Genomic DNA, 21,034 nt, shown 5'->3' with positions numbered 1-21,034 from the left:
TTTACATAAGTTATATACTTGTATTTCTTTTCACATAGCTATTTTTTCCTTGACATTGGGTGGCAAACCCATTTAATTTGGGGCCAAGTGGGATTAAGTGGTGTCAGATGGAATTAAATAAGGGGGTAAGGTGTTCCGGGGGAGTTTCTTCCACGTCATCGATGACAAAGGAAGGATCAGCATTCCGCAACGCTATCGCGAAATTCTCCGGGCGCGTCACGATGATTATTTAATCATAACTAACCTCGACGGCTATCTGCCCGCCTTTCCGCTGTCGGAATGGGAATTGATTGAGCAACGGCTGGGCCAATTAGCACTTCTGCGCAAAGATTTCCGGTCCTTCCAGCGGTTTTTTGTCTCCGGGGCGGCAGAGTGTCAGCTGGATCGTCAGGGACGGATTCTGATTCCGCCTCACTTGCGTGAGTATGCCAGACTAGAGAAAGAAGCTGTTCTGGCCGGAGCAGTGCGCTGTTTCGAGATCTGGAACCGCCAAGCCTTTGAAGAGGATCGGGCCCTGGTGGACCAAATGGATACCGAAGAGGTACGGAAAGAATTGGGAATCCTGTAATCAACCAGGAGGTCATCCATGAGCCGGTAATGGTTGCCGAGGTGGTCGCTGGTCTCAACTGTCGGACCGACCAGATCTTTGTGGATGGCACGGTAGGATTGGGTGGCCATGCTCAGGCTATCCTGATCCACAGTGCCCCGGCTGGTCAACTGGTGGGTTTGGATCAAGATCCGGCGGCTTTACGGGTGGCGGCCCACCGCCTGGAACCTTTTCAATCCCGGGTTCGACTGTTTCACAGTTGTTATACACGCCTGGGAGAAATTCTGACGCACTGCCGGATCGAGCAAGTGGCGGGGATCCTGCTCGATCTGGGATTATCAACTCAACAGCTTAAACAATCGGGCCGCGGTTTTAGCTTTCTGGGTGACGAGCCTCTGGATATGCGGCTGAACCCTGAGGCTCCCGGGCTGACTGCCGCGGAAATCCTGAACACTTATCCAGAACCGCGCTTAACCAAGCTTTTCCTGGAGCTGGGGGAGGAGCGCTGGTCGCGCCGGATTGCCCGAAGGATCGTGACGGCCCGGCAACAGACCACGATTAGCACCACGGCCCAATTAGTGAAGCTAATTATGCAGGCCATCCCTCCCAAGATCTCCCGGGGGCGGATTCATCCTGCGACTCGGGTTTTTCAGGCGCTAAGAATCGCGGTCAATCAGGAACTGGAAAGGCTAACGGCTTTTATACCGCTGGCTGTCAGTCTCCTGGCTCCGGGCGGACGGCTGGTGATCATCTCCTACCATTCGTTGGAGGATCGGATAGTGAAGCATCAATTTTTAGCCCTGGAAAAGGCGGGCCAAATACGGCGCCTGACCCGGAAGCCGCTGACTCCCAGCCGGGCTGAAGTACAACACAATCCCCAGGCCCGCAGCGCGAAATTAAGAGTGGGGGAAAAGGCTATATTGACAACTAATTAGAATTAACGGGGAAAAGAGGAGGGGGAGACGGTGATCCACAACCGGACGGCGCGAGCAAGTTTAGTTGACCAGGTTTTTTACCCAGGAAATCGTAAACTGAGAAGCCGAAGTGCGGTTTTACAACTTGGGAAAGCCAAATTTCTGTCGCTATTTTTAGTTTTGGTAGCAGCCGTCGGCACTGCCTGCCTATTTGTTTACACCGATTTAAAATATATCACCCTAAGCTATCAGATCTCCGAGGCCTTTAACCAGCAGAAGCAATTATATGATCTAAACCGCAAGCTGCGTATTGAGTTGAATAACCTTAAGTCTCTTGGAAGACTGGAGAAACTGGCGGTAGAAAAATATAATATGGCACCGCCGGAACCTGGACAAGTAGTCTATCTGCGATGAGCTCGAGACCGGGGAAATGGCTCCGCTTGCGCATCATCCTGGTAGGCGGGTTTTTGGGGCTGCTGTTACTGACCGTAACGGGCCGATTTATCCAGCTCCAGTTGTTTGAAAGCCAAAGACTGCGGGAGTTGGCCCAGAGAGAGTATCAAAAGCTCTGCCCGGTCCTGAGCATCCGCGGGTCGATCCTGGACCGCCGAGGTAGCGAGTTGGCTATCAGTACCTTTGTCCAGTCGCTGGGGGCTCATCCTGGTCGTTTACCAGAAAAGGGCTATTTGAGCACCCAACTGGCCTCCCGGCTCAACCTGCCCCGCTCCCAGATTCAGAAGATTTTAAATAAAGACCGGCCTTTTGTTTGGATTAAACGTCATCTCACTCCACAGCAGGCCGAAGCCATTCAGGCCTTTAAGGAAGAACAGCATCAAAAGTCCAGATCTGCCAAATGTTCCGACCGAGCTACGGAGCATCAGAATAAATCCTTGGAGGCCATGTATTTGATTCCGGAAGCCCGGCGGTTCTATCCCCATCGGTCTCTGGCCGGAGCGGTTTTGGGATTCTGCAATATTGATGGTCACGGTCTGGAGGGTCTAGAGTGCCAGTTTGACCAGTATCTCTACGGGCAACCCATCAAATGTATGAATCTGCTGGATGCCCGGGGCCATATCATCGTTTCCAATGAAAAGGAACTCGCCCACCAAACCATGGGTAACAATCTAGTCTTGGCGCTTGATCGGACTATCCAATATATTGCTGAAAAAGCCCTGGTCAGGGGGGTAGAAAAATGGCACGCGGCCGGTGGACTGGCCCTCGTAGTCTGTCCCCAGACCGGCGAGATCCTGGCCATGGCTCAAGCACCTGGCTTTGACCCCAATCAATTCTATCGTTATACCAAGGAACAATATCAAAATCGCAGTTTGACCATTGCCTTTGAACCTGGCTCTACCTTCAAGATCTTTACGGTGGCGGCGGCCTTAGATGCCAATGCGGTCCGGCCCGGGGACCAGTTCCATTGTGGCTGCGGAGTCTTTAAGATCAGCAATTGTGGCGTTATCCATGATGTCCACCCCTATGGCAGCTTGACCGTTAGTGACATCATCAAGAAGTCAAGCAATATCGGGGCGGCCAAGATCGGTATGCGGATGCGACCAACCTTAATGGATAAATACCTCCAGGATTTTGGTTTTGGCAGTCGTACCGGCCTGTGTTTCCCTGGAGAAAGTTGCGGTCTGTATCGAACCCTGAAGTTTTGCCGGTCCCCGATCGACCGGATCACGGTCAATTTTGGTCAGGGCGTCTCCCTAACTGCTCTCCAACTGGCTATGGCTTTGGCCTCCCTGGGCAATGACGGCGTGCTCATGAAGCCTTTGTTAGTTAAAGAAATCCTTGATCAGCAGGGTAGGGTAATCAAACAATTCAAACCTGAACGGGTGCGGCAGGTAGTTTCGCCTCAAACCGCCCACCAGATGCTGGCCATTATGAAGACCGTGACCGAACCCGGGGGCACCGGAACCGAGGCCGTACCGCCAGGCTATACCGTAGCCGGGAAAACCGGGACTGCTCAGAAGCTAGTCGGGGGACGATATTCCCACAGCAAATTCAACGCTCTGTTCGTCGGTCTGGTTCCTGCCGAGCAGCCAGTGTTGGCCATTGTGGTAGTTATTGACGAACCCCAAGGGGCTATTTACGGGGGGGTAGTGGCGGCCCCGATATTCCGCGAAATTGCCGCCCGAACCATGCGGTTTTTAGGATACTATCCCCAGCTCGAACCGTTGGTTGACCCATCTCAATCCTGCAAAATCGTGGATTGCAGTCTGAGGTTTGCCAAACCAGAACCAGAGCCGATAAACGGGCCTTTGAAAGTTATGCCGGACTTCCGGGGCCAGACGATCCGTCAGGTGTTAAAGGCTCTGCACCGTTCGGGCCTGCGCTGCCGCATTGAGGGCAGTGGGGTGGCGGTCACTCAACAGCCCGAACCTGGAGCCCGGATATCTTCCGGAACTATCTGCTGGGTAAAATTTCAGCCAACATATCAATAGATCTCAAAAGATTAAGTAAAAATAAACCTGACTCTAAAGGCAGTTGCAAAGCAGAGGAAGTTAAGATAGGATAAAAATAATTTTCGTTTCTTACCTTCCCAAACCAGAAAGCTAGTTATTCAAGGAAAAGAGCAAGAGGAATTTATCATTGTCCGGTCTAGAGGATACCTATACCCCGAAAACCCTGAATCAACTCCTGGAGGGTCTGGCCGGAATCCAGGTCTGGGGGCCAGACGATCTCCCGGTTATCGGCATTGCCTATCATTCCGGACAGATTGAACCGGGGCAGCTTTTTGTGGCCCTGCGGGGTACCCAGACCGACGGCCACCTGTTTGTGGAGCAGGCTATCCAGCGAGGGGCCCGAGTCATCGTCAGCGAAAGGGATGTGCCAGTTTATCCGGGGGTAGTTAAGGTCCGGGTTCCCGACGCTCGGCTGGCCCTGGCTCACCTGGCCGCGGCTTTTTATCAGCACCCTTCCCGGGACCTTAACGTGGTGGGTATTACCGGTACCAACGGCAAAACCACTACCTCCTATATCCTGGAGGCCATTATGCAGGCCGCCGGTTTAGAGGTTGGGGTGATCGGCACAGTAAACTGTCACTTTGGCAACCAAGTGCTGCCTGCTCCGGTGACTACGCCGGAATCGTTAGACCTGCAAAGATTGTTGCAAGAGATGCAGCGCCACCGGGTCACCCACGTTCTGTTGGAGGTCTCTTCCCATGCCCTGGATCTGAAGCGAGTCCATCATTGCCAATTTGCCGCGGGTATTTTCACCAATCTGTCTCAGGATCATTTAGATTATCATGGTGATCTGGATAACTATTTTGCCGCCAAGTGTCGGCTGTTTACGGAATTGTTGAACAATGGCCGGCAGCTCCAGCCCCTGGCGGTTATCAATGGCGACGATCCCCGGGGAGAGGAATTGCTGCAGCAGACGTCGGTTCCGACCCTAACCTATGGTTTTAACGGGCGCAGCGATCTGAGCCCGGAAAAGTATAAATTATCCCCTACCGGACTGCAGGCTTGGCTGGCCACGCCCTATGGCCGTATGGAAATCAGTTCTCCGCTGGTTGGCCGCCATAATCTTTATAATATCATGGCGGCCAGTGCTACTGCCCTGGGCTTGGGACTCAGCCCTGAAGCAATAGTGAGCGGTTTAGGACAATTGGCCGGGGTTGATGGCCGCCTGGAACGGATTGCCGTCCCGGGACAGCCCCTGGTGTTTGTAGATTATGCTCATACGCCGGACGCCCTGGGGCAGGTCCTGGCCGCCCTGCGGTCTTTAGATTTTAATCGGTTGATAACGGTCTTCGGCTGTGGCGGAGATCGGGACCGCTCCAAACGTCCCCTGATGGGGCAGGTGGCGGCCCAGGCCAGCGATCTGGTGATTATTACCAGTGACAATCCCCGCACCGAAGATCCGCTGGCCATCATTGCTCAGATTGAAGCCGGGCTGAAGGAGGAGGGGTATGCTCGGCTCGACCCGGGTGAGGCAAGGGAGGCCTCCCCAGGGTATTTAGTGATCCCGGATCGCCGACAGGCCATTTATCAGGCGCTGCAATTGGGGCGATCAGGGGACGCCGTTCTGGTCGCCGGTAAAGGACATGAGACTTACCAGATTATCGGCACCCGGCGCTTTCATTTTGATGATCGTGAGGTTGTATGGGCAGCTCTGCGAGGTAAAGAAAACTCATGACCGCCCATTTTTCCTGCCAGGAAATAGTTCTCGCCACTGGCGGGCAATTACGCCAGCGAGGTGCCTGGCAGCATTTTGTCGGAATCTCGACCGATTCCCGCACCACTCAGGCCGGTCAGCTGTTTATCCCCCTGATCGGCGAAAAGCACGATGGCCACGACTTCCTGAAACGGGCCTGTGAGCGCGGCACTGGGGGGGTGCTGGTGGCGGAAACCTGGTGGCGCTCTCATTTCCGTGCCTTGCCGCCCGATGTGACGGTGATCAGTGTCCCCGATACCCTGACGGCGCTGGGGGATCTGGCCCGGAGTTGGCGCCAGCGATTTTCCCTGCCGGTGGTGGCCATTACCGGGAGTTGCGGCAAGACTACCACCAAAGAGATGGCCGCCCAAATAGCTTGGGCTGCCTATCGAGTTCTGAAAAATGAATTGAATTTCAATAACTTGATCGGCCTGCCGCAGACTCTTTTGACCCTTAGTGCCACTCACCAGGTAGTGATAGTGGAAATGGGAATGAATCGCTTCGGGGAGATCCGGCGCTTGGCCCAGATTGCTGTTCCGACCATCGGGGTGCTTACCAACATTTATCCCGCCCATACCGAAGGGGTCGGCGATATTGAAGGGGTAGGCCGGGCCAAAGCCGAGCTTCTGGAAGCTTTGGCAGAAAACCGACTATTAATTTACAATCAGGATGATCAGCGGTTAGCCCGGTTGGTCCAGAGGTTTCCAGGGCTAACCCTCAGCTTTGGTCTGTCGGCCCAGGCCCAGGTACGGGGCCGTAAACGCCGGTGCCATGGACTCCAGGGTCAAGAGGTAGAATTTCGTTGGCAAGGACGCTACTGGCCGATTTTTCTAAAAATTTCAGGATTGCACCATCTATATAATAGTCTAGCCGCCGCCGCGGTGGGATTGGCCCTGGGGCTGTCTCCGGCCGAGATCATTGCTGGCTTGGAAAGCTTTGAGCCCCTGGACAAGCGAACCCAACTCATCACCTTGAAATCCGGAGTTCATATCATCAATGATAGCTATAATGCCAATCCAGGCTCCATGGCCATGGCGCTCCGGACCCTGGCGGACTTGAGAAATCAGGGCCGCGCCGCCGCTGCGCTGGGGGATATGTTGGAATTGGGGAGCGTTGCGGTTCAGGCCCATCAGCAACTGGGAGAACAGGCCTGTCGACATAATCTTGATCTTTTGGTGGCTTACGGTGACTATCGGGACCAGGTGGCCGAGGCCGCCCGAGCCTCTGGCATGGCGGCCAACCAGGTGTATGCCGTCGCTTCTCAGGCTGAAGGAGTCAGGGTTTTGAAGGCCTTTCTGAAACCGGGTGACTGGCTTCTGGTTAAGGGTTCCCGCGGCATGCGGATGGAAAACCTGATCCATGCCCTGGGACCTTGAAGAAAGGATAACCGAAGCATATCCCCCTTCCCAATCTGGGGGGCTGATATATCAAACGAAGCAGACGCTAGGGAACTGATCTGTGCTTTATCATCTATTATTTCCATTAAAAACTTATTTTACCGTTTTTAATGTTTTTCGCTATATTACCTTTAGGTCGATCTATGCCTTGCTCACCGCTCTGGTGGTCTCTTTTGTGATCGGCCCCTGGGTCATCCGCAAGTTAGGCGAACTGCAGATAAACCAGTATATTCGCGAAGACGGCCCCACCTCCCATCACTCCAAGGCCGGGACTCCGACCATGGGGGGGATTCTGATTGTTTTCGCTGTGGTGTTCTCTACTTTGCTGTGGACTGATTTAACCAGCCCCTATATCTGGTTATTGATCGCGGTTACCTTGGGATTCGGGTTCATCGGCTTTGTCGATGATTATCTCAAAGTGATCAAGAAACATAATCGGGGCTTGAGTGGCCGGACTAAACTGCTGGGGCAGATCGCGCTGGCTTTAGGAGTGTCGTTACTGCTTTACTTTTCGCCGGATTTTAGTACGACTCTGACGGTCCCCTTTTTTAAGAATTTGCAACCGGATCTGGGCTGGGGTTTTATCCCCTTTGCCGTGTTTATTATTGTGGGGGCGGCCAACGCAGTCAATCTTACCGATGGCCTGGACGGTCTGGCCATCGGCCCGGTTACCATTGCCGCGGCTACTTATATGGTTTTTTCTTATCTGGTCGGGAATGTCAAGATCGCCGAGTACTTGCAAATCCCTTATGTGCGGGGCGCCGGGGAGATGGCCATCTTTTGCGGCGCTTTAGTCGGAGCCGGAATCGGCTTTCTGTGGTTTAATGCCTATCCGGCTCAGGTGTTTATGGGCGATATCGGGGCCCTGTCCCTGGGCGGTATCCTGGGCACTGTGGCCCTGATCACCAAACAGGAGCTGCTGCTCGCCATTGTCGGAGGCATCTTTGTGGTGGAAGCGATCTCGGTCATTCTCCAGGTGGGGTTTTTTAAGGTTACCAACGGGCGTCGCATCTTTCGTATGGCCCCGCTCCACCATCATTTTGAACTGAAAGGCTGGCCGGAACCCAAGGTTATCGTGCGCTTTTGGATTCTGGCCATAATCCTAGGGTTACTGTCGCTTAGCACTCTGAAGTTGAGGTAAAGGTTGGATCTAGCCGGAAAAAAAATTCTGGTGGTCGGCCTGGGCAAGACCGGGGTGGCCCTTTGCAAGTTCCTGGCCCACAGGGGTGCCCAGGTTATGGTGACCGACACAGCCGAAGCTGAAACTCTGGGGCCGGTGGTAGAGGAGGTCAGAGAACTGGTGACAGGGATGGCCCTGGGGCAGCCTCAACCTTCCCAGTTAGGGGCCTTTGAGCTCATTATTGTCAGTCCGGGGGTGCCACCGGAGCTGCCCTGGCTGCAACAGGCAGTAGCAGCCGGCATTCCCCTGATGGGTGAATTAGAGCTGGCCAGCCGTTTCCTCCGGGTCCCGGTGGTGGCGATCAGCGGTACCAATGGCAAAACCACTACCACAGAACTGGCGGGGGAAATGTTGCGGGCCTCGGGTAAGCGTATCCTGGTGGGTGGAAATATCGGCACCCCGCTGATAGAGATGCTCGCCCACCAAGAGCAGCTGGATTACCTGGTGGTTGAGATCAGCAGCTTTCAATTGGACACGGCCTGGAGTTTCCGACCTAAAGCCGCGGCGCTGCTCAATATCAGCGCCGATCATCTGGACCGCTATGCCAGTTTTGCAGCTTACGTTAATTCCAAAGCCAGCCTGTTTCGGCTGCAGGGTCCAGAGGACCTGGCGGTTCTCAACGCCGATGATCCCTGGGTGGCGCCGCTGGCAGCCCGGTTGCGGTCGCCGGTTTGCCCATTTTCGACACAAAAGCCAGTGAAGACGGGGGCCTGGCGGGCAGGGGGAGCTTTGTGTGTCCGCCTGGCCTCCGGTTTGGAGGCCCAGTTCCCGCTGGCCAATATTAAACTCTCAGGGCGGCATAACCAGGAAAACATCATGGCCGCTCTACTCTTAGCCCTGAATCTGGGGGCTGCGCCTCAGAGTTGCCGGCAAGTGCTGGAGCGCTTCCCGGGGTTGCCGCATCGGTTGCAATGGGTGGCTTCGATTAATGGAGTGCGGTTTTATGATGATTCCAAAGGCACTAACGTCGGTGCCGTAACCCGCTCCCTGGCCCATTTTACTGACCCGGTAATCCTGATTGCCGGGGGCCGGGATAAAGGGGGGGATTATGGGCCGCTGGCGCCACTGATCCAGGAGCGCGTCAAAGCCATGATTCTGATCGGCGAGGCCCGAGAAGATATGGCTGCCGCTCTGGGTCACCTGACTGATACCCAGTTGGCGGCCGATCTCCCCCAGGCAGTGCAGTGGGCCTGGGAAAAGGCCCAGACCGGGGATGTGATTTTGCTATCCCCGGCCTGCTCCAGTTTTGATATGTTTAAAGATTATGCTGAACGAGGCCAGGTTTTTCAGGCCGCAGTGCGAGGACTAAGCAATGGCAGACCAAGCAGAGCCTCAGGCCAGAAATCAGTGTGATCATGTCCTTCTGATCGTCACTCTCCTATTAGTGAGCATCGGGCTGGTGATGGTCTTTAGTTCCAGCGGGGTCATGGCCTATGATCGTTATCAGGATCCCTATTTTTTCTTGCGTAAGCAGGGCATCTTTGCTGTGCTCGGCCTGGCCTTGATGTTCCTGGTCAGGAAATTTCCCTATCAGATTTATTATCGTCTGGTCTACTTGATATTCCTGGTCAGCCTGACAACTCTGATTATGTTAATGATTCCTGGACTGGGAGTTGAGATCCGGGGGGCCACCCGCTGGTTAAGGATAGGGCCGTTTCTGTTCCAACCGTCCGAACTGGCCAAACTGGCCATCGTTATCTTTCTGGCATATTCTATGGCCCGCAAACAGGAGAAGATGAAATATTTTGCCATCGGCTTTATCCCTCATATTATCGTGGCCGGGGTGTTTATTATATTAATCGAGAAGCAGCCCGACTTCGGCACCGCCATGACCATCACCGTGATTGTGTTTCTATTGCTGTTTGTCGGCGGCACCCGCCTGACCCACATTTTTTTATCGGGACTGGCCTTGGTGCCGATCATTGTCTACGCCATTGTCCGGGACCCCAAACGTCTGGAACGAGTAATTACCTTCTTAAAACCGTTTGCATACAAACAAGAGAGTGGCTACCAGCTTGTCCATTCCCTGTACGCTATCGGCTCTGGGGGTTTGGGTGGACTGGGAATCGGCAAGAGCCAACAGAAACTCTTCTATCTCCCGGACATGCACACTGACTTTATTTTAGCAATTATTGCCGAGGAAGTCGGTCTGATCGGGGTCCTGGTCATTATCTGTCTGTTTTTCATCTTTGTTATCCGGGGAATTTCCTTGAGTCTCAAGGTCCAGGATAATTTTGGCTGCTACCTGGCTCTGGGCCTGGTTACCCTGATCGGCTTGCAGGCGGGCCTGAACATGGGAGTAGTCAGCGGCATCCTGCCGACCAAAGGCATGTCCCTGCCCTTTATCAGTTACGGGGGCTCATCATTATTAGTAAATCTGATGGCGGTGGGCATTTTGTTAAATATCAGTGCTCAATCTCAGGTGGCAAGTCCAGGGCTGGAATCGGCCCGCGCCCGGCAAAGACCGCGGTCCAGGAAAACCAACAAGTGAACAATAAACCGGACAAGAACAACCTGAGCATAGTCATTGCCTCTGGTGGTACTGGGGGGCATCTGTTCCCGGCTGTGGCCGTGGCCGAGGAATTCCGCTCCCGTCTGGGGGCCAGAGTGAGCTTTGTGACCACAGATCGACCGATGGCCTTGGAAATTCTTCAACGCTATCAATTTCCCTGGCAGACTATTGAGGTCGGAGCCTTAAAGGGACAACGTATCTGGCGGCGTCTGGCCACGCTGGCCGGCCTGCCGGGCAGTATTTCGCAGGCCAAGCAGGTATTAAAACAACAGTCCCCTGATCTGGTTTTGGGAATGGGCGGCTACAGCACCGGCCCGGTAGGGGTGGCGGCCTGGCGATTGGGAATTCCTTTGGCCATCCATGAGCAAAACGCTATTTTGGGCTTCACTAATCGGCTGCTGGCCCGGCTGGCGGATCGGGTCTTTTTGTCTTTTCCGGAATCATCCGACAAGATTAATCCCCAAAGGGTGGTGTGGACCGGTATGCCGCTGAGACCGGAGTTTATCCAGCCGCCGCCGATGGAACGGCCGACAACTCCCCAGACCTTGCTGATTATGGGTGGCAGTCAAGGGGCGCATCATATTAATATGCAGATGTTGGCAACCCTGGAATTTCTTTCAGATTGGCGCCCGCGGCTAAGGATCATCCATCTTACCGGCCCCGCCGATCTGGAGGCAGTGCGGGAAACCTATGACCAGGCCAATTTTACGGCCCAAGTCATGGCCTTCACTCCCGAGATAGCTACTTACCTGACCCAGGCTCATCTGGTAGTGTGTCGGGCCGGCGCTTCTACCGTGGCTGAGCTGACGGCCCTGGGACGGGCGGCGATCCTGGTTCCTTATCCCTATGCCGCCAATCAACATCAGGAAAAAAATGCCCGCTGGCTGAGGGACTCCCAGGCTGCTTACCTGGTTGCTAATAACGAGTTGACCGGACCAAGACTGGCGGCGATGATTAAAGAATTACTCGGTAATCCTGAAAAGTTGGCAGATATGGAAAACCGTTGTCACTCCCTGGCCCGCCCCCAGGCGGCGGAGATCATGGTGGCCGAATGTCAGCAGCTGATTCGACATCCGGCGTGAAGGAATTAATCATAGTGAGTTCTATTGTTCAAAGTTATCACTTGATCGGGATCGGCGGCATCGGCATGAGCGGCCTAGCAGAGCTGCTGGTCCGCCAGGGGCACCAGGTCAGCGGCTCTGATCTAGCGGCTAATGCTCAAACCCAACGGTTGGAGGCCTTGGGGGTGAAGATTTGCCTGGGCCATCACCCCGATCATCTTCCGGACACCGGGATTGTGGTAGTTTCAGCAGCGATTAAAGGGGACAATCCTGAACTGCAGGCTGCCCAGAGCCAAGGCCGGCAGGTACTGTCCCGGGCGCAGCTGCTGGCCCGCCTGATGATGGGCAAATTCCAGATTGCGGTGGCCGGCACCCACGGTAAGACCACCACCACCTCGATGGTGGCCTCCATTCTCCGTCAGGCCGGTCTTGATCCCACCGTGGTGGTAGGGGCGGTTGTCGATAGCCTGGGAAGCAACGCGGTTCTGGGCCAGGGAAAATATTTCGTCGCCGAAGCCGACGAGAGCGACGGTTCGTTTGTGGCTTTAACTCCGCATCTGGCGGTAGTTACCAATATCGATCGGGACCATCTGGACCATTACCGTGATCTATCACATATCCAGGAGGCCTTTGCCGCGTTTCTTCATCGAGTGCAACCGGGTGGACTGATTGTTGCCTGTCAGGATGATCCCCATCTTAAGCCTCTATTGGGCCGCATAAACCGGCCGATTTTGAGCTATAGCCTGACTCCGGCGGCTGATTTTTGGGCCGCGGACCTCGACCTAAAAGGTTTTACCAGCCATTATTGCTTGATGCGCGGCAACCAGGAATTAGGCCGGGTATGTTTGCCTCTGGCCGGGCAACATTATGTCTCCAATTCCCTGGCGGCGGCGGCGGCGACTCACGCCCTGGGGGTCGAATTTGAGGCCATCCAACAAGGACTGGCGCAACTAGGCCAGGTACACCGGCGCTTCCAGATCAAAGGTGAATCCCAGGGCATTACCGTGGTCGATGACTACGGCCACCACCCCACGGAAATCAGGGTAACCCTAGAGGCGATAGCCCAATCTTTTCACGGCCGACGGTTGCTGGTCGTATTTCAGCCGCATCGCTACAGCCGGACCCGCGCCTTGTTGACTGATTTCTTTTCGGCCTTTCCTTGTGCCGACGTCTTATTTCTAACCGAGATTTATGGGGCCGGAGAGATGGTGATCCCGGAGGTCTCCGGCCACTGTCTTTTTGACGGAATCAAGCAAAATGGTCACCACCAGGTATATTACGTCGAGGATAGGGCTGAGCTGATCGACCGACTATGGGAGACTCTCTATCCGGGAGATGTGGTGGTCACCATGGGGGCCGGGGATATCTGGAAAACCGGGGAAGAACTTCTTAAGCGCCTGGAATCCCAGCCGTTAAGATCGCCTGGCCAAAATTATCGTCCTCCTCCTCCTCAGGTGGGAAAGGTTAATTGACGGATGAATCGCTATACCTCGGCGCGGTCCGCCAAATATCGCTTGCCATCGATTAATTCATTGCGGCGTTCCAAGAGATTCCGTACCCCCCGGAGGAAGAACAATTATCGCCGTCCACCCCGGTCCTGGGAGGGCCTCAAAAAAGGCCTGGCTTACGGATTTTATCTATTTACCGCCATCACTATTTTGGCCTCGGTCAGCCTGCTGTTGGTGGTGGGATATCAGTATTGTTTGACCTCGCCCTTCTTTTGTATTAAAGATGCCAATTGTATCCAAATCCAGGGTCTGGAAAGAATAACCCCTGCGCAAATCCTGCAAATCGCCCAATTGAGCCCAGGAATTAGTCTACTGGCCATAAAACCTCTGGAGGTTGAAAAGGCCCTCAATCAACACCCTTGGGTAAAACGAGCCGAGCTTATCCGACAGTGGCCCGACCGTCTAACCATAGTAATAAAGGAGCACCAGCCGATTGCGATCGTCCCCCTGGACCGCCTTTATTATATGAACCGCCAGGGGGTATTATTCAAGCCTCTGGAGAAAACTGATTCCCATGATTTGCCGGTAATTACCGGCCTGACCTCGGAAGATTTCCAGGCGGCAGGAGATCAACCTTCCCCTTTGTTAAAAAAAATAGTTGACTTAATCCGGGTCTTGAAGGAAACTCCGGCGCCTTTAAATTTTAAGAACATCGCCGAGATTCATGTCGATCCAGAACGGGGCCTGACCCTTTACTCGATTGCTCTGGGCATAGGGATAGACATCGGATTTCAAGCACATAAACAGAAGTTTGCCAACTTTCGTAAGCTATTACCCACATTGGAAAGGAAGGGGGAAATTCAACGGGTGGTCAGAATCAATCTGAACTACCCCAACCGGGTCTTGGTAAGTTTTAAAAAACCTGATCAGGCTTCCCCTTAAGGAGAAAACGTGAGCCAGGAGTTGATTGTTGGGTTAGATATCGGTACTACCAAGATCTGCGCCGTAGTTGGAGAAGTAACGGATAACTGTGTAGAAATCGTCGGCGTCGGTACCCATCCGTCCCAGGGACTGCGCAAAGGCGTGGTGGTAAACATTGAGAGTACGGTCAAGTCGATCCGCAAGGCCATAGAGGAAGCCGAATTGATGGCGGGCTGCGAGATCCGCTCCGTGTACGCCGGCATTGCCGGGGGCCATATCAAGGGATTTAACAGTCAGGGGTTGATCGCCATCAAAAGTCGGGAAGTCACCCAGGCTGATGTCACCCGGGTCATCGATGCGGCCAAAGCCATGGCCATTCCCCTGGATCGGGAAGTGATCCATATCTTGCCCCAGGAATACATCGTTGATGGCCAGGATGGTATTAATGATCCCATCGGCATCCATGGGGTCCGGTTGGAGGCCAGGGTCCATATTGTCACCGGCGCGGTTACCGCGGTCAGCAATATCATCAAATGTTGCAACAAGGCGGGGCTGGATGTCTCGGATATCGTGTTGCAAAGCCTGGCCTCTGGGGATGCCGTTCTCACTAACGAGGAGAAAGAGCTAGGGGTGGCGCTGATCGATTTCGGCGGCGGCACCACAGATCTGGCGATTTTCTCTAACAACTCCATTAAACACAGTGCAGTTCTGGCCCTGGGCGGTAATAACCTGACCAATGATATCGCGGTCGGACTCCAGACCTCACTGCCGGAGGCAGAAAGATTAAAGCAAACCAGCGGCTGTTGCCTGACCACGCTGGAAGACCGGGAGGAACAGATTGAAGTGCCAGGATTAGGCGGTCGTAAATCCCGGATGCTGTCTCGGGGCATCCTGGCCGAGATCATCCATCTGCGAGCCAAAGAGATCATGGAGCTCATCCATAAAGAGATTCTCCGCTCCGGCTTTGCCATTCCCATTATCTCTGGAGTGGCCATCACCGGCGGCTCCTCATTATTGGATGGGCTCCCAGAGTTGGCGGATGAGATTTTCGGTTTGCCGACCCGGAGGGGCTACCCTATCGGAGTTGGGGGGCTGACGGATGTCATAAATAATCCAGCCTTTGCCACCGCCGTCGGTCTGGTGCTGTACGGGGCTAGAGGCCGTACCCAGCGGAGTCGAGATTCTTTCCGGATCCGGGATCAAAACATTTTCTTTCGGGTCCTGAACCGGATGAAAAAATGGTTTAAAGAGGTTATCTGATTTCTTAATTAGTTTCTGTGGGGAGGGAGAGCAATGGGTATAAATATTCAATTGGTGGAAAGCGAATCCTCGGCTAAAATAAAGGTTCTGGGGATTGGGGGCGGCGGTGGTAATGCGGTCGATGATATGATCAAGGCAGATATGAAATGGGTAGATTTTATTGCCGCCAATACTGATGCCCAAACTTTAGACAGGAACACCGCGCCGATAAAGATCCAATTGGGGGAGAATTTAACCCGGGGCTTGGGAGCCGGAGGGGATCCGGAGGTGGGGCGTAACGCCACCCTGGAAGATGCTGACCGCCTGCGCGAAATCCTTAAAGGGGCTGACATGGTTTTTATTGCCGCTGGTCTGGGGGGCGGCACTGGTACCGGTGGAGCCCCTATCATTGCTGAGATCAGCAAAGACATCGGTGCTCTCACCGTGGCGGTGGTGACCAAGCCCTTCTATTTTGAAGGCAAGCGACGGATGCGTCAGGCTGAGGCGGGCATTGAAGAGTTAAAAAAAGTTGTCGATACCCTGATCACCATTCCCAATGACCGCCTGTTAAGTCTGGATACCAAGAATACCCCGGGGTTGGCAACTTTTGCCAAGGCCAACGAAGTGCTGCTCTACGCGGTGAAAGGCATTTCGGATCTGATCATGGTTACCGGCCACATCAATGTCGATTTTGCCGATGTCCGCACTATTATGAGCGAAATGGGCATGGCTCTGATGGGTACCGGCATTGCCAGCGGCACCAATCGGGCCGTGGAAGCGGCTCAAAAGGCCATCTCCAGCCCCTTGTTAGAAGATCTGACCCTGCGGGGCGCTCGGGGCATCCTGATTAATATTACCAGCGGCATGGATTTCTCCCTGGATGAACTTAGAGATGCCTGTTCGCTGATCCAGGAGGAGGCCCACGAGGATGCCAATATTATCTTCGGTTGGGTGGTCGATGAAACCCTGGAGGATGAGGCCCGGGTGACCGTCATTGGCACCGGCATCGGGAAAAAACCGGAGCCGGAAAAAACCCGGCGAGCGCCCAGAATCGAGGCCAATTCCCCAGAGGAACTTGAAATCCCTACCATAATTCGGCAAGAAGAGGATCTGTCCCGGCTCCGGGAGATGACCCGGGGGGACAGCCAAAAAAGAACTAACCTGGAACTGGTGGCGAACAAAAGAAACGTTGTGCATCCAGATCTCCACTACGAGGAGGATGAATTGGATATCCCTACTTTCATGCGCCATCAGGCCGATTGAATTAAAATTATCCGGGGCGGCAGCCTTAATGCAGGATACTTCCGTCCCTGTGCAGCCTCCCACCCCCATTAGATGTCAAGAAAAATCATTGCCCACCTGAAAAAGCTTCTCGACCAGGAACAAGGGGCGATCAGCCGTGAATGGGGCCATCGCTGGCCCCTGGTCCTGGTCTATCCCCAGGTCTATGAAGTGGGGATGAGTAATTTAGGATTTCAGGCCGTTTACCACTTGCTTAACGATCATCCTGACCTGGCCTGTGAGCGGGCCTTCCTGCCCCCTGCGGACCTGTGGCCGGAATATCAGCGCACCGGCACCCCGATTCTCTCCCTGGAATCGCAGCGGCCCCTGACCGATTTTGCCGCCCTGGCTTTCGCTATCCCCTATGAAGCTGACTATCCCCAGGTATTGAAAATCCTGGAGCAGGCCCGGATTCCCCTCCTGGCACTTGAACGGGGTCCGAATTTCCCGCTGGTATTGGCTGGCGGGGTGACCACCTTCCTCAATCCCGAGCCGCTGGCGCCATTTATTGATGCCTTTTTTCTGGGAGAGGCCGAGGTCCAGGTCGCTGATTTTTTCCAATTCCTGGCCACTGGCGGGCGGTCTGCTAGGGATCGACGCCAGATGCTGCAAGAATTGGCGGCTAACCAGCCCGGGGTCTATGTTCCGGCCGGCTATCGTCCGGTTTATCAGGACGACGGCACCCTGGCGGCATTCCTTCCGGCCCCTGGCTACCCGGCCCAAGTAAAGGCCCTGCATCCCGCGGACCTGGATGTTCATCCCTGTCATAGCCATATAATCGCCCCGGCCAGTGAGTTCGGCCAGATGTTCCTGGTGGAAGTCAGCCGGGGTTGTGGCCGCGGCTGTCGTTTCTGTGCCGCGGGTTTTATCTACCGGCCGCCCCGCTTCCGGTCTGTCCCGGAATTGAGCCGTCAGATTAAGCTCGGTCTGATCCAGCGCCAGAAAATCGGCCTGGTGGGGGCCGCGGTTTCGGACCATCCCGCCATCCACGAGATTTGCCGACAGGTGGTGGAGGCCGGGGGGCAGTTAGGCATCAGTTCTATCCGGGCTGATTCCACGGATCGAGAATTGTTTGAACTGCTGGCCCGCGGGGGGGTTAAATCTATTGCCTTGGCCCCGGAAGCTGGGAGTGAACGGTTGCGCCGGGTGATTAACAAAGGCCTCAGCGAAGCACAGCTTATTAATGCGGTGACTAATTTACGCCAGGCCGGAATCCCCCGATTGCGCCTCTACTTTATGGTGGGGTTGCCGACCGAAACCCGGGAAGAGGTGCGGGATATCGCCCGGTTGGTGAAACGCCTGAAACATGCCGTAACCAAATCCAGCCGGGGGCGGAAGCGGTTGGCCAACATCACCGTCAGCCTCCATTCTTTTATCCCTAAACCTTTTACCCCTTTGCAATGGGTGCCATTCTTGGACCTGCCGGAGCTAAAAGACCGGATCAGACTGGTGAAGCGCGAACTCAAAGGCAGCCCTCAAGTGCGGGTCCATGCTGATCTGCCCAAGTGGGCCTATATCCAGGCCCTGCTGGCCCGAGGCGATCGGCGAGTGGCGCAGATGTTGCTGGCCGCGCACCGGGCTGGCGGGAACTGGACCGCGGCCTTTCGCTTGAGCCCGCTTAACCCGGATTTTTTCGTACTCCGCCCTCGGGGGGCCGAGGAATTGTTCCCCTGGGATTTTATCGATCACGGCCTGGAAAAATCATATCTCTGGGAGGAATATCAACAGGCTCTGGCCGGCCAGGAGACCCCGCCTTGCGACCCCCAGGTCTGTCGGCGCTGCGGGGTCTGCCGCCCCTCCTCAAATTATCAAGCTTGACAAAGACCTGGCGGATTTATGGCCATAATCAGATTAATCCATAAGGCAGATTCAGAAAGGAAGACATGGACAAGACAACTCTCGGTTCACTGCTGGCCCTGATCGGTATGATCATTCTACTGGTCAACAATTTTATGCGCCGCTCGGCCCGGCGACGTCAGGTCAGGATGAGTCCTCAGACCCTGGCTTGGCAAAAATGGGGCACCGTTGGGGCCTCGGTATTAATTTTCCTCGGCCTTTACTTGATGATCAGCCTCAGCTAAGGCCTTACGGGGTCCTATCAATATCATAATCACGGAAGCATACACGGCTATTGCTCTATCACTCTTTTTAATCTATTATTAAAATAAGAAAAGCCCTGAATATTAAATTTTCACTAAGGGGCAAGCTGGCATGTGCTATAGGAGGGAAAAGTTTTCATACGGTCACTGATTAGGCACTGGTCTCTATTTCGGGGGGATATTTTACCTAGGGAGGGGTAAATGGCTGCTGAGGATGTGCGTCTGGAAACGGTTCGAAATTTGAGTCGGGCTGCGGTGGAGTTGCTGGCTCCGGCCCATTTGGGGAAATTTGAGGCGGATTTTGCCCGCTGGGCCGTGGCGCAGAGTAGGTTTCGGGTGCAAGAGGGCGGTCTGGTCCGTACCCGGCCTCCGGATCAGGCTTTGGACACCACGCTGGTGGCCGGGATGTTTTTCCAGGTGATGATGGAAGCCGAAGGCTTGCCGGTCAACAATATCGAACGGACCAGATTCGTCAAACAACAGGTGAAAAATTTTCTGGTGCAGCGTCTGGCCGGGGAGATCACCCTATCGCAATTTTTCCGCCTGATGAGCCTTATTGAAGAACAGATGACCAACTATTTTAGTCAGTTAAGAGGTGGATGGCTGCCCCTCAGCCCTGCCCGAGCGGAAGCAGAGCCTGCTTCCCAGATCAACATCAGCCCTGCTGTGGAGATCGAGCCGGTCCAGAAAACCGCCTTACGAGAAGCCCTGGCGGCGGTGCCTTTACCACAGCGCGGCAACCGCAAGCTGTCGGTCGAGGGGTTAATAGATTTTCTGGCCCAGTCCCAGGGACGATGGTTCCGATTGCTTGATTTTGAGACGCATTTCCGCTTGAATAAAAAAACCGCCTGGATTTATTTGAGTCTGCTGCTCCAACATGAAATCTTACGGCATAATGAGGAGAAGGCTAACCGGGTGCGCTATGCGCTGGCCCCTCGATTTTTGCCTGCCGAGTCTGGGTCGCCGAGCTGACGCCGACGTCCCGGGTACTTTTCTACCCATGTTTTCCTAAAACTGAAACCTCTTAAAAGAGCTAGACGCTAATCCGGAGATTGACATGCCGCTGGAATTTAAATTGCCCGATGTCGGGGAAGGATTAACCGAAGGGGAGTTACTGGCCTGGTTGGTTAAGGAAGGAGATCGGGTCCGGGAAGGACAACCTCTGGCCCGGATAGAGACCGACAAGGCGGTGGTGGAGATTCCGGCCCCCCGGGATGGCGTGGTGTTAAAACTAGTGTTTGCCGAGGGCGCTACCATCAAGGTCGGAGAGGTCTTTGTTATTCTGGGAGACCCAGGGGAGGCGGCGGCCCCAACGCCCCCGACCGGAGTCGGAGTAGTGGGAGAGCTGGAAGAAGCCCCCCCGGAGGGGCCCCCGTCTTCGGAAGAGCCGAAAAGGGCAGCACTGGCGACCCCGGTGGTGCGCAAGCTGGCCAAAGAACTGGGTATTGATCTGGCCCAAGTAAGGGGTAGCGGGCCTGAGGGCCGCATCCTGGAAGACGATGTGCGCCAAGCCGCTGCGCCTTCTCCGCCAGCCGTGCACAAGGTCCGCAAATATGACCTCTATGGCTATATCGAGCATGTCCCTTTCAAGGGGATGCGGCGCACTATTGCCCGGAACGTCAGCCGCTCTTTCCAGTCCACGGTGCCGGTCACCGCGATGGACGAAGCCGATATTACCGAGTTGTTTGCCCTTAAACAACGGGAGCGCCAGGTGGCTCAGAGCCGGGGCATTCATCTGACCCTGTTGCCGTTCATCATTCGGGCGGTGATCCCTGCACTCCAAGAACAACCTTTTTTAAATGCCACTCTGAACGACCAGGCCGAAGAGATTATCTTAAAGAAGTATTATAATATTGGCATTGCCACGGATACCCCCGCCGGCCTGATGGTGCCGGTGATCAAGAATGCCGGGGATAAAAGCATCCTGGAACTGGCCGCTGAAATCCAATCCCTGGCGGTCCAGGCCCGGGACCGCAGCATTGATATTGCCGACCTCCAGGGTGGGACGTTTACTATAACCAACTATGGGGCCGTGGGCGGACTGTGGGGGACGCCGATCATGAACTACCCGGAAGTGGGAATCCTGGGGGTGGGGCGGCGGCAGGAATTGCCCCGGGTCTGGCAGGGCGAAATCCAGATTCGCCACATCCTGCCGCTGGTGTTGACTTTTGATCATCGGGTGGTCGATGGCGGCCAAGCCGCTCGGTTTCTGCGTCAGGTCGTGGCCCACCTGGAAGACCCGGTACTGATGCTGGTGGGTGGCTAAACAGTGGA

The 21,034-nt window shown here is 54.8% G+C and carries 18 protein-coding genes; all 18 read left to right on the top strand.

Annotated features, from left to right (window positions below):
• Positions 1–130 precede the first annotated feature (130 nt).
• The 18 genes from mraZ (at position 131) to JRG72_01360 (ending at position 21,026) form a co-directional block, all read left to right on the top strand.
• The gene (gene mraZ, locus JRG72_01445; GenBank protein MBW2133885.1) at positions 131–568 is read left to right on the top strand and encodes a division/cell wall cluster transcriptional repressor MraZ; all 438 of its coding nucleotides are present in this window, start codon (positions 131–133) and stop codon (positions 566–568) included.
• Between the two features lie 29 nt (positions 569–597).
• Positions 598–1,482, top strand: coding sequence for a 16S rRNA (cytosine(1402)-N(4))-methyltransferase RsmH (gene rsmH, locus JRG72_01440; protein MBW2133884.1), 885 nt, complete (start codon positions 598–600; stop codon positions 1,480–1,482).
• A 30-nt stretch (positions 1,483–1,512) separates the two neighbouring features.
• Entirely contained in the window at positions 1,513–1,875 is a 363-nt protein-coding gene (locus tag JRG72_01435) for a cell division protein FtsL (protein ID MBW2133883.1), read from the top strand.
• The gene (locus JRG72_01430; protein ID MBW2133882.1) at positions 1,872–3,908 is read left to right on the top strand and encodes a transpeptidase family protein; all 2,037 of its coding nucleotides are present in this window, start codon (positions 1,872–1,874) and stop codon (positions 3,906–3,908) included. The genes JRG72_01435 and JRG72_01430 overlap by 4 nt, the downstream gene beginning before the upstream one ends.
• Positions 3,909–4,092: 184 nt before the next feature.
• Positions 4,093–5,604: a UDP-N-acetylmuramoyl-L-alanyl-D-glutamate--2,6-diaminopimelate ligase gene (locus tag JRG72_01425; protein ID MBW2133881.1), complete on the top strand. Its 1,512-nt coding sequence runs from the start codon at positions 4,093–4,095 to the stop codon at positions 5,602–5,604.
• Positions 5,601–6,998 (top strand): UDP-N-acetylmuramoyl-tripeptide--D-alanyl-D-alanine ligase, encoded by a 1,398-nt coding sequence (locus tag JRG72_01420; protein ID MBW2133880.1) that lies wholly within the window; start codon positions 5,601–5,603, stop codon positions 6,996–6,998. Before JRG72_01425 ends, JRG72_01420 begins: the two co-directional genes overlap by 4 nt.
• An 82-nt stretch (positions 6,999–7,080) precedes the next feature.
• The gene (locus JRG72_01415; GenBank protein ID MBW2133879.1) at positions 7,081–8,160 is read left to right on the top strand and encodes a phospho-N-acetylmuramoyl-pentapeptide-transferase; all 1,080 of its coding nucleotides are present in this window, start codon (positions 7,081–7,083) and stop codon (positions 8,158–8,160) included.
• Positions 8,161–8,163: 3 nt separating this feature from the next.
• The gene (murD, locus tag JRG72_01410) at positions 8,164–9,552 is read left to right on the top strand and encodes a UDP-N-acetylmuramoyl-L-alanine--D-glutamate ligase (GenBank protein ID MBW2133878.1); all 1,389 of its coding nucleotides are present in this window, start codon (positions 8,164–8,166) and stop codon (positions 9,550–9,552) included.
• Positions 9,512–10,690, top strand: coding sequence for a putative lipid II flippase FtsW (gene ftsW, locus JRG72_01405; protein ID MBW2133877.1), 1,179 nt, complete (start codon positions 9,512–9,514; stop codon positions 10,688–10,690). Before murD ends, ftsW begins: the two co-directional genes overlap by 41 nt.
• Positions 10,687–11,793 (top strand): undecaprenyldiphospho-muramoylpentapeptide beta-N-acetylglucosaminyltransferase, encoded by a 1,107-nt coding sequence (gene murG / locus JRG72_01400; GenBank protein MBW2133876.1) that lies wholly within the window; start codon positions 10,687–10,689, stop codon positions 11,791–11,793. Before ftsW ends, murG begins: the two co-directional genes overlap by 4 nt.
• Positions 11,763–13,244, top strand: coding sequence for a UDP-N-acetylmuramate--L-alanine ligase (locus JRG72_01395; protein MBW2133875.1), 1,482 nt, complete (start codon positions 11,763–11,765; stop codon positions 13,242–13,244). The genes murG and JRG72_01395 overlap by 31 nt, the downstream gene beginning before the upstream one ends.
• A gap of 3 nt (positions 13,245–13,247) precedes the next feature.
• Positions 13,248–14,162, top strand: a complete 915-nt coding sequence (locus JRG72_01390) for an FtsQ-type POTRA domain-containing protein (GenBank protein ID MBW2133874.1) — start codon at positions 13,248–13,250, stop codon at positions 14,160–14,162.
• Between the two features lie 9 nt (positions 14,163–14,171).
• The gene (gene ftsA / locus JRG72_01385) at positions 14,172–15,401 is read left to right on the top strand and encodes a cell division protein FtsA (GenBank protein ID MBW2133873.1); all 1,230 of its coding nucleotides are present in this window, start codon (positions 14,172–14,174) and stop codon (positions 15,399–15,401) included.
• Between the two features lie 33 nt (positions 15,402–15,434).
• Entirely contained in the window at positions 15,435–16,643 is a 1,209-nt protein-coding gene (gene ftsZ, locus JRG72_01380; GenBank protein MBW2133872.1) for a cell division protein FtsZ, read from the top strand.
• A gap of 72 nt (positions 16,644–16,715) precedes the next feature.
• Positions 16,716–18,479, top strand: a complete 1,764-nt coding sequence (locus tag JRG72_01375; GenBank protein ID MBW2133871.1) for a radical SAM protein — start codon at positions 16,716–16,718, stop codon at positions 18,477–18,479.
• A gap of 65 nt (positions 18,480–18,544) precedes the next feature.
• Positions 18,545–18,742 (top strand): hypothetical protein, encoded by a 198-nt coding sequence (locus JRG72_01370; GenBank protein MBW2133870.1) that lies wholly within the window; start codon positions 18,545–18,547, stop codon positions 18,740–18,742.
• Between the two features lie 219 nt (positions 18,743–18,961).
• The gene (locus JRG72_01365) at positions 18,962–19,732 is read left to right on the top strand and encodes a hypothetical protein (protein ID MBW2133869.1); all 771 of its coding nucleotides are present in this window, start codon (positions 18,962–18,964) and stop codon (positions 19,730–19,732) included.
• An 85-nt stretch (positions 19,733–19,817) separates the two neighbouring features.
• Entirely contained in the window at positions 19,818–21,026 is a 1,209-nt protein-coding gene (locus JRG72_01360) for a 2-oxo acid dehydrogenase subunit E2 (protein MBW2133868.1), read from the top strand.
• The last annotated feature ends 8 nt before the right edge of the window (positions 21,027–21,034 follow it).

Source organism: Deltaproteobacteria bacterium, from assembly GCA_019309545.1.
Classification (GTDB): Bacteria; Desulfobacterota; Desulfobaccia; order Desulfobaccales; family Desulfobaccaceae; genus Desulfobacca_B.
This window is presented reverse-complemented; position numbering and strand designations above follow the sequence as displayed.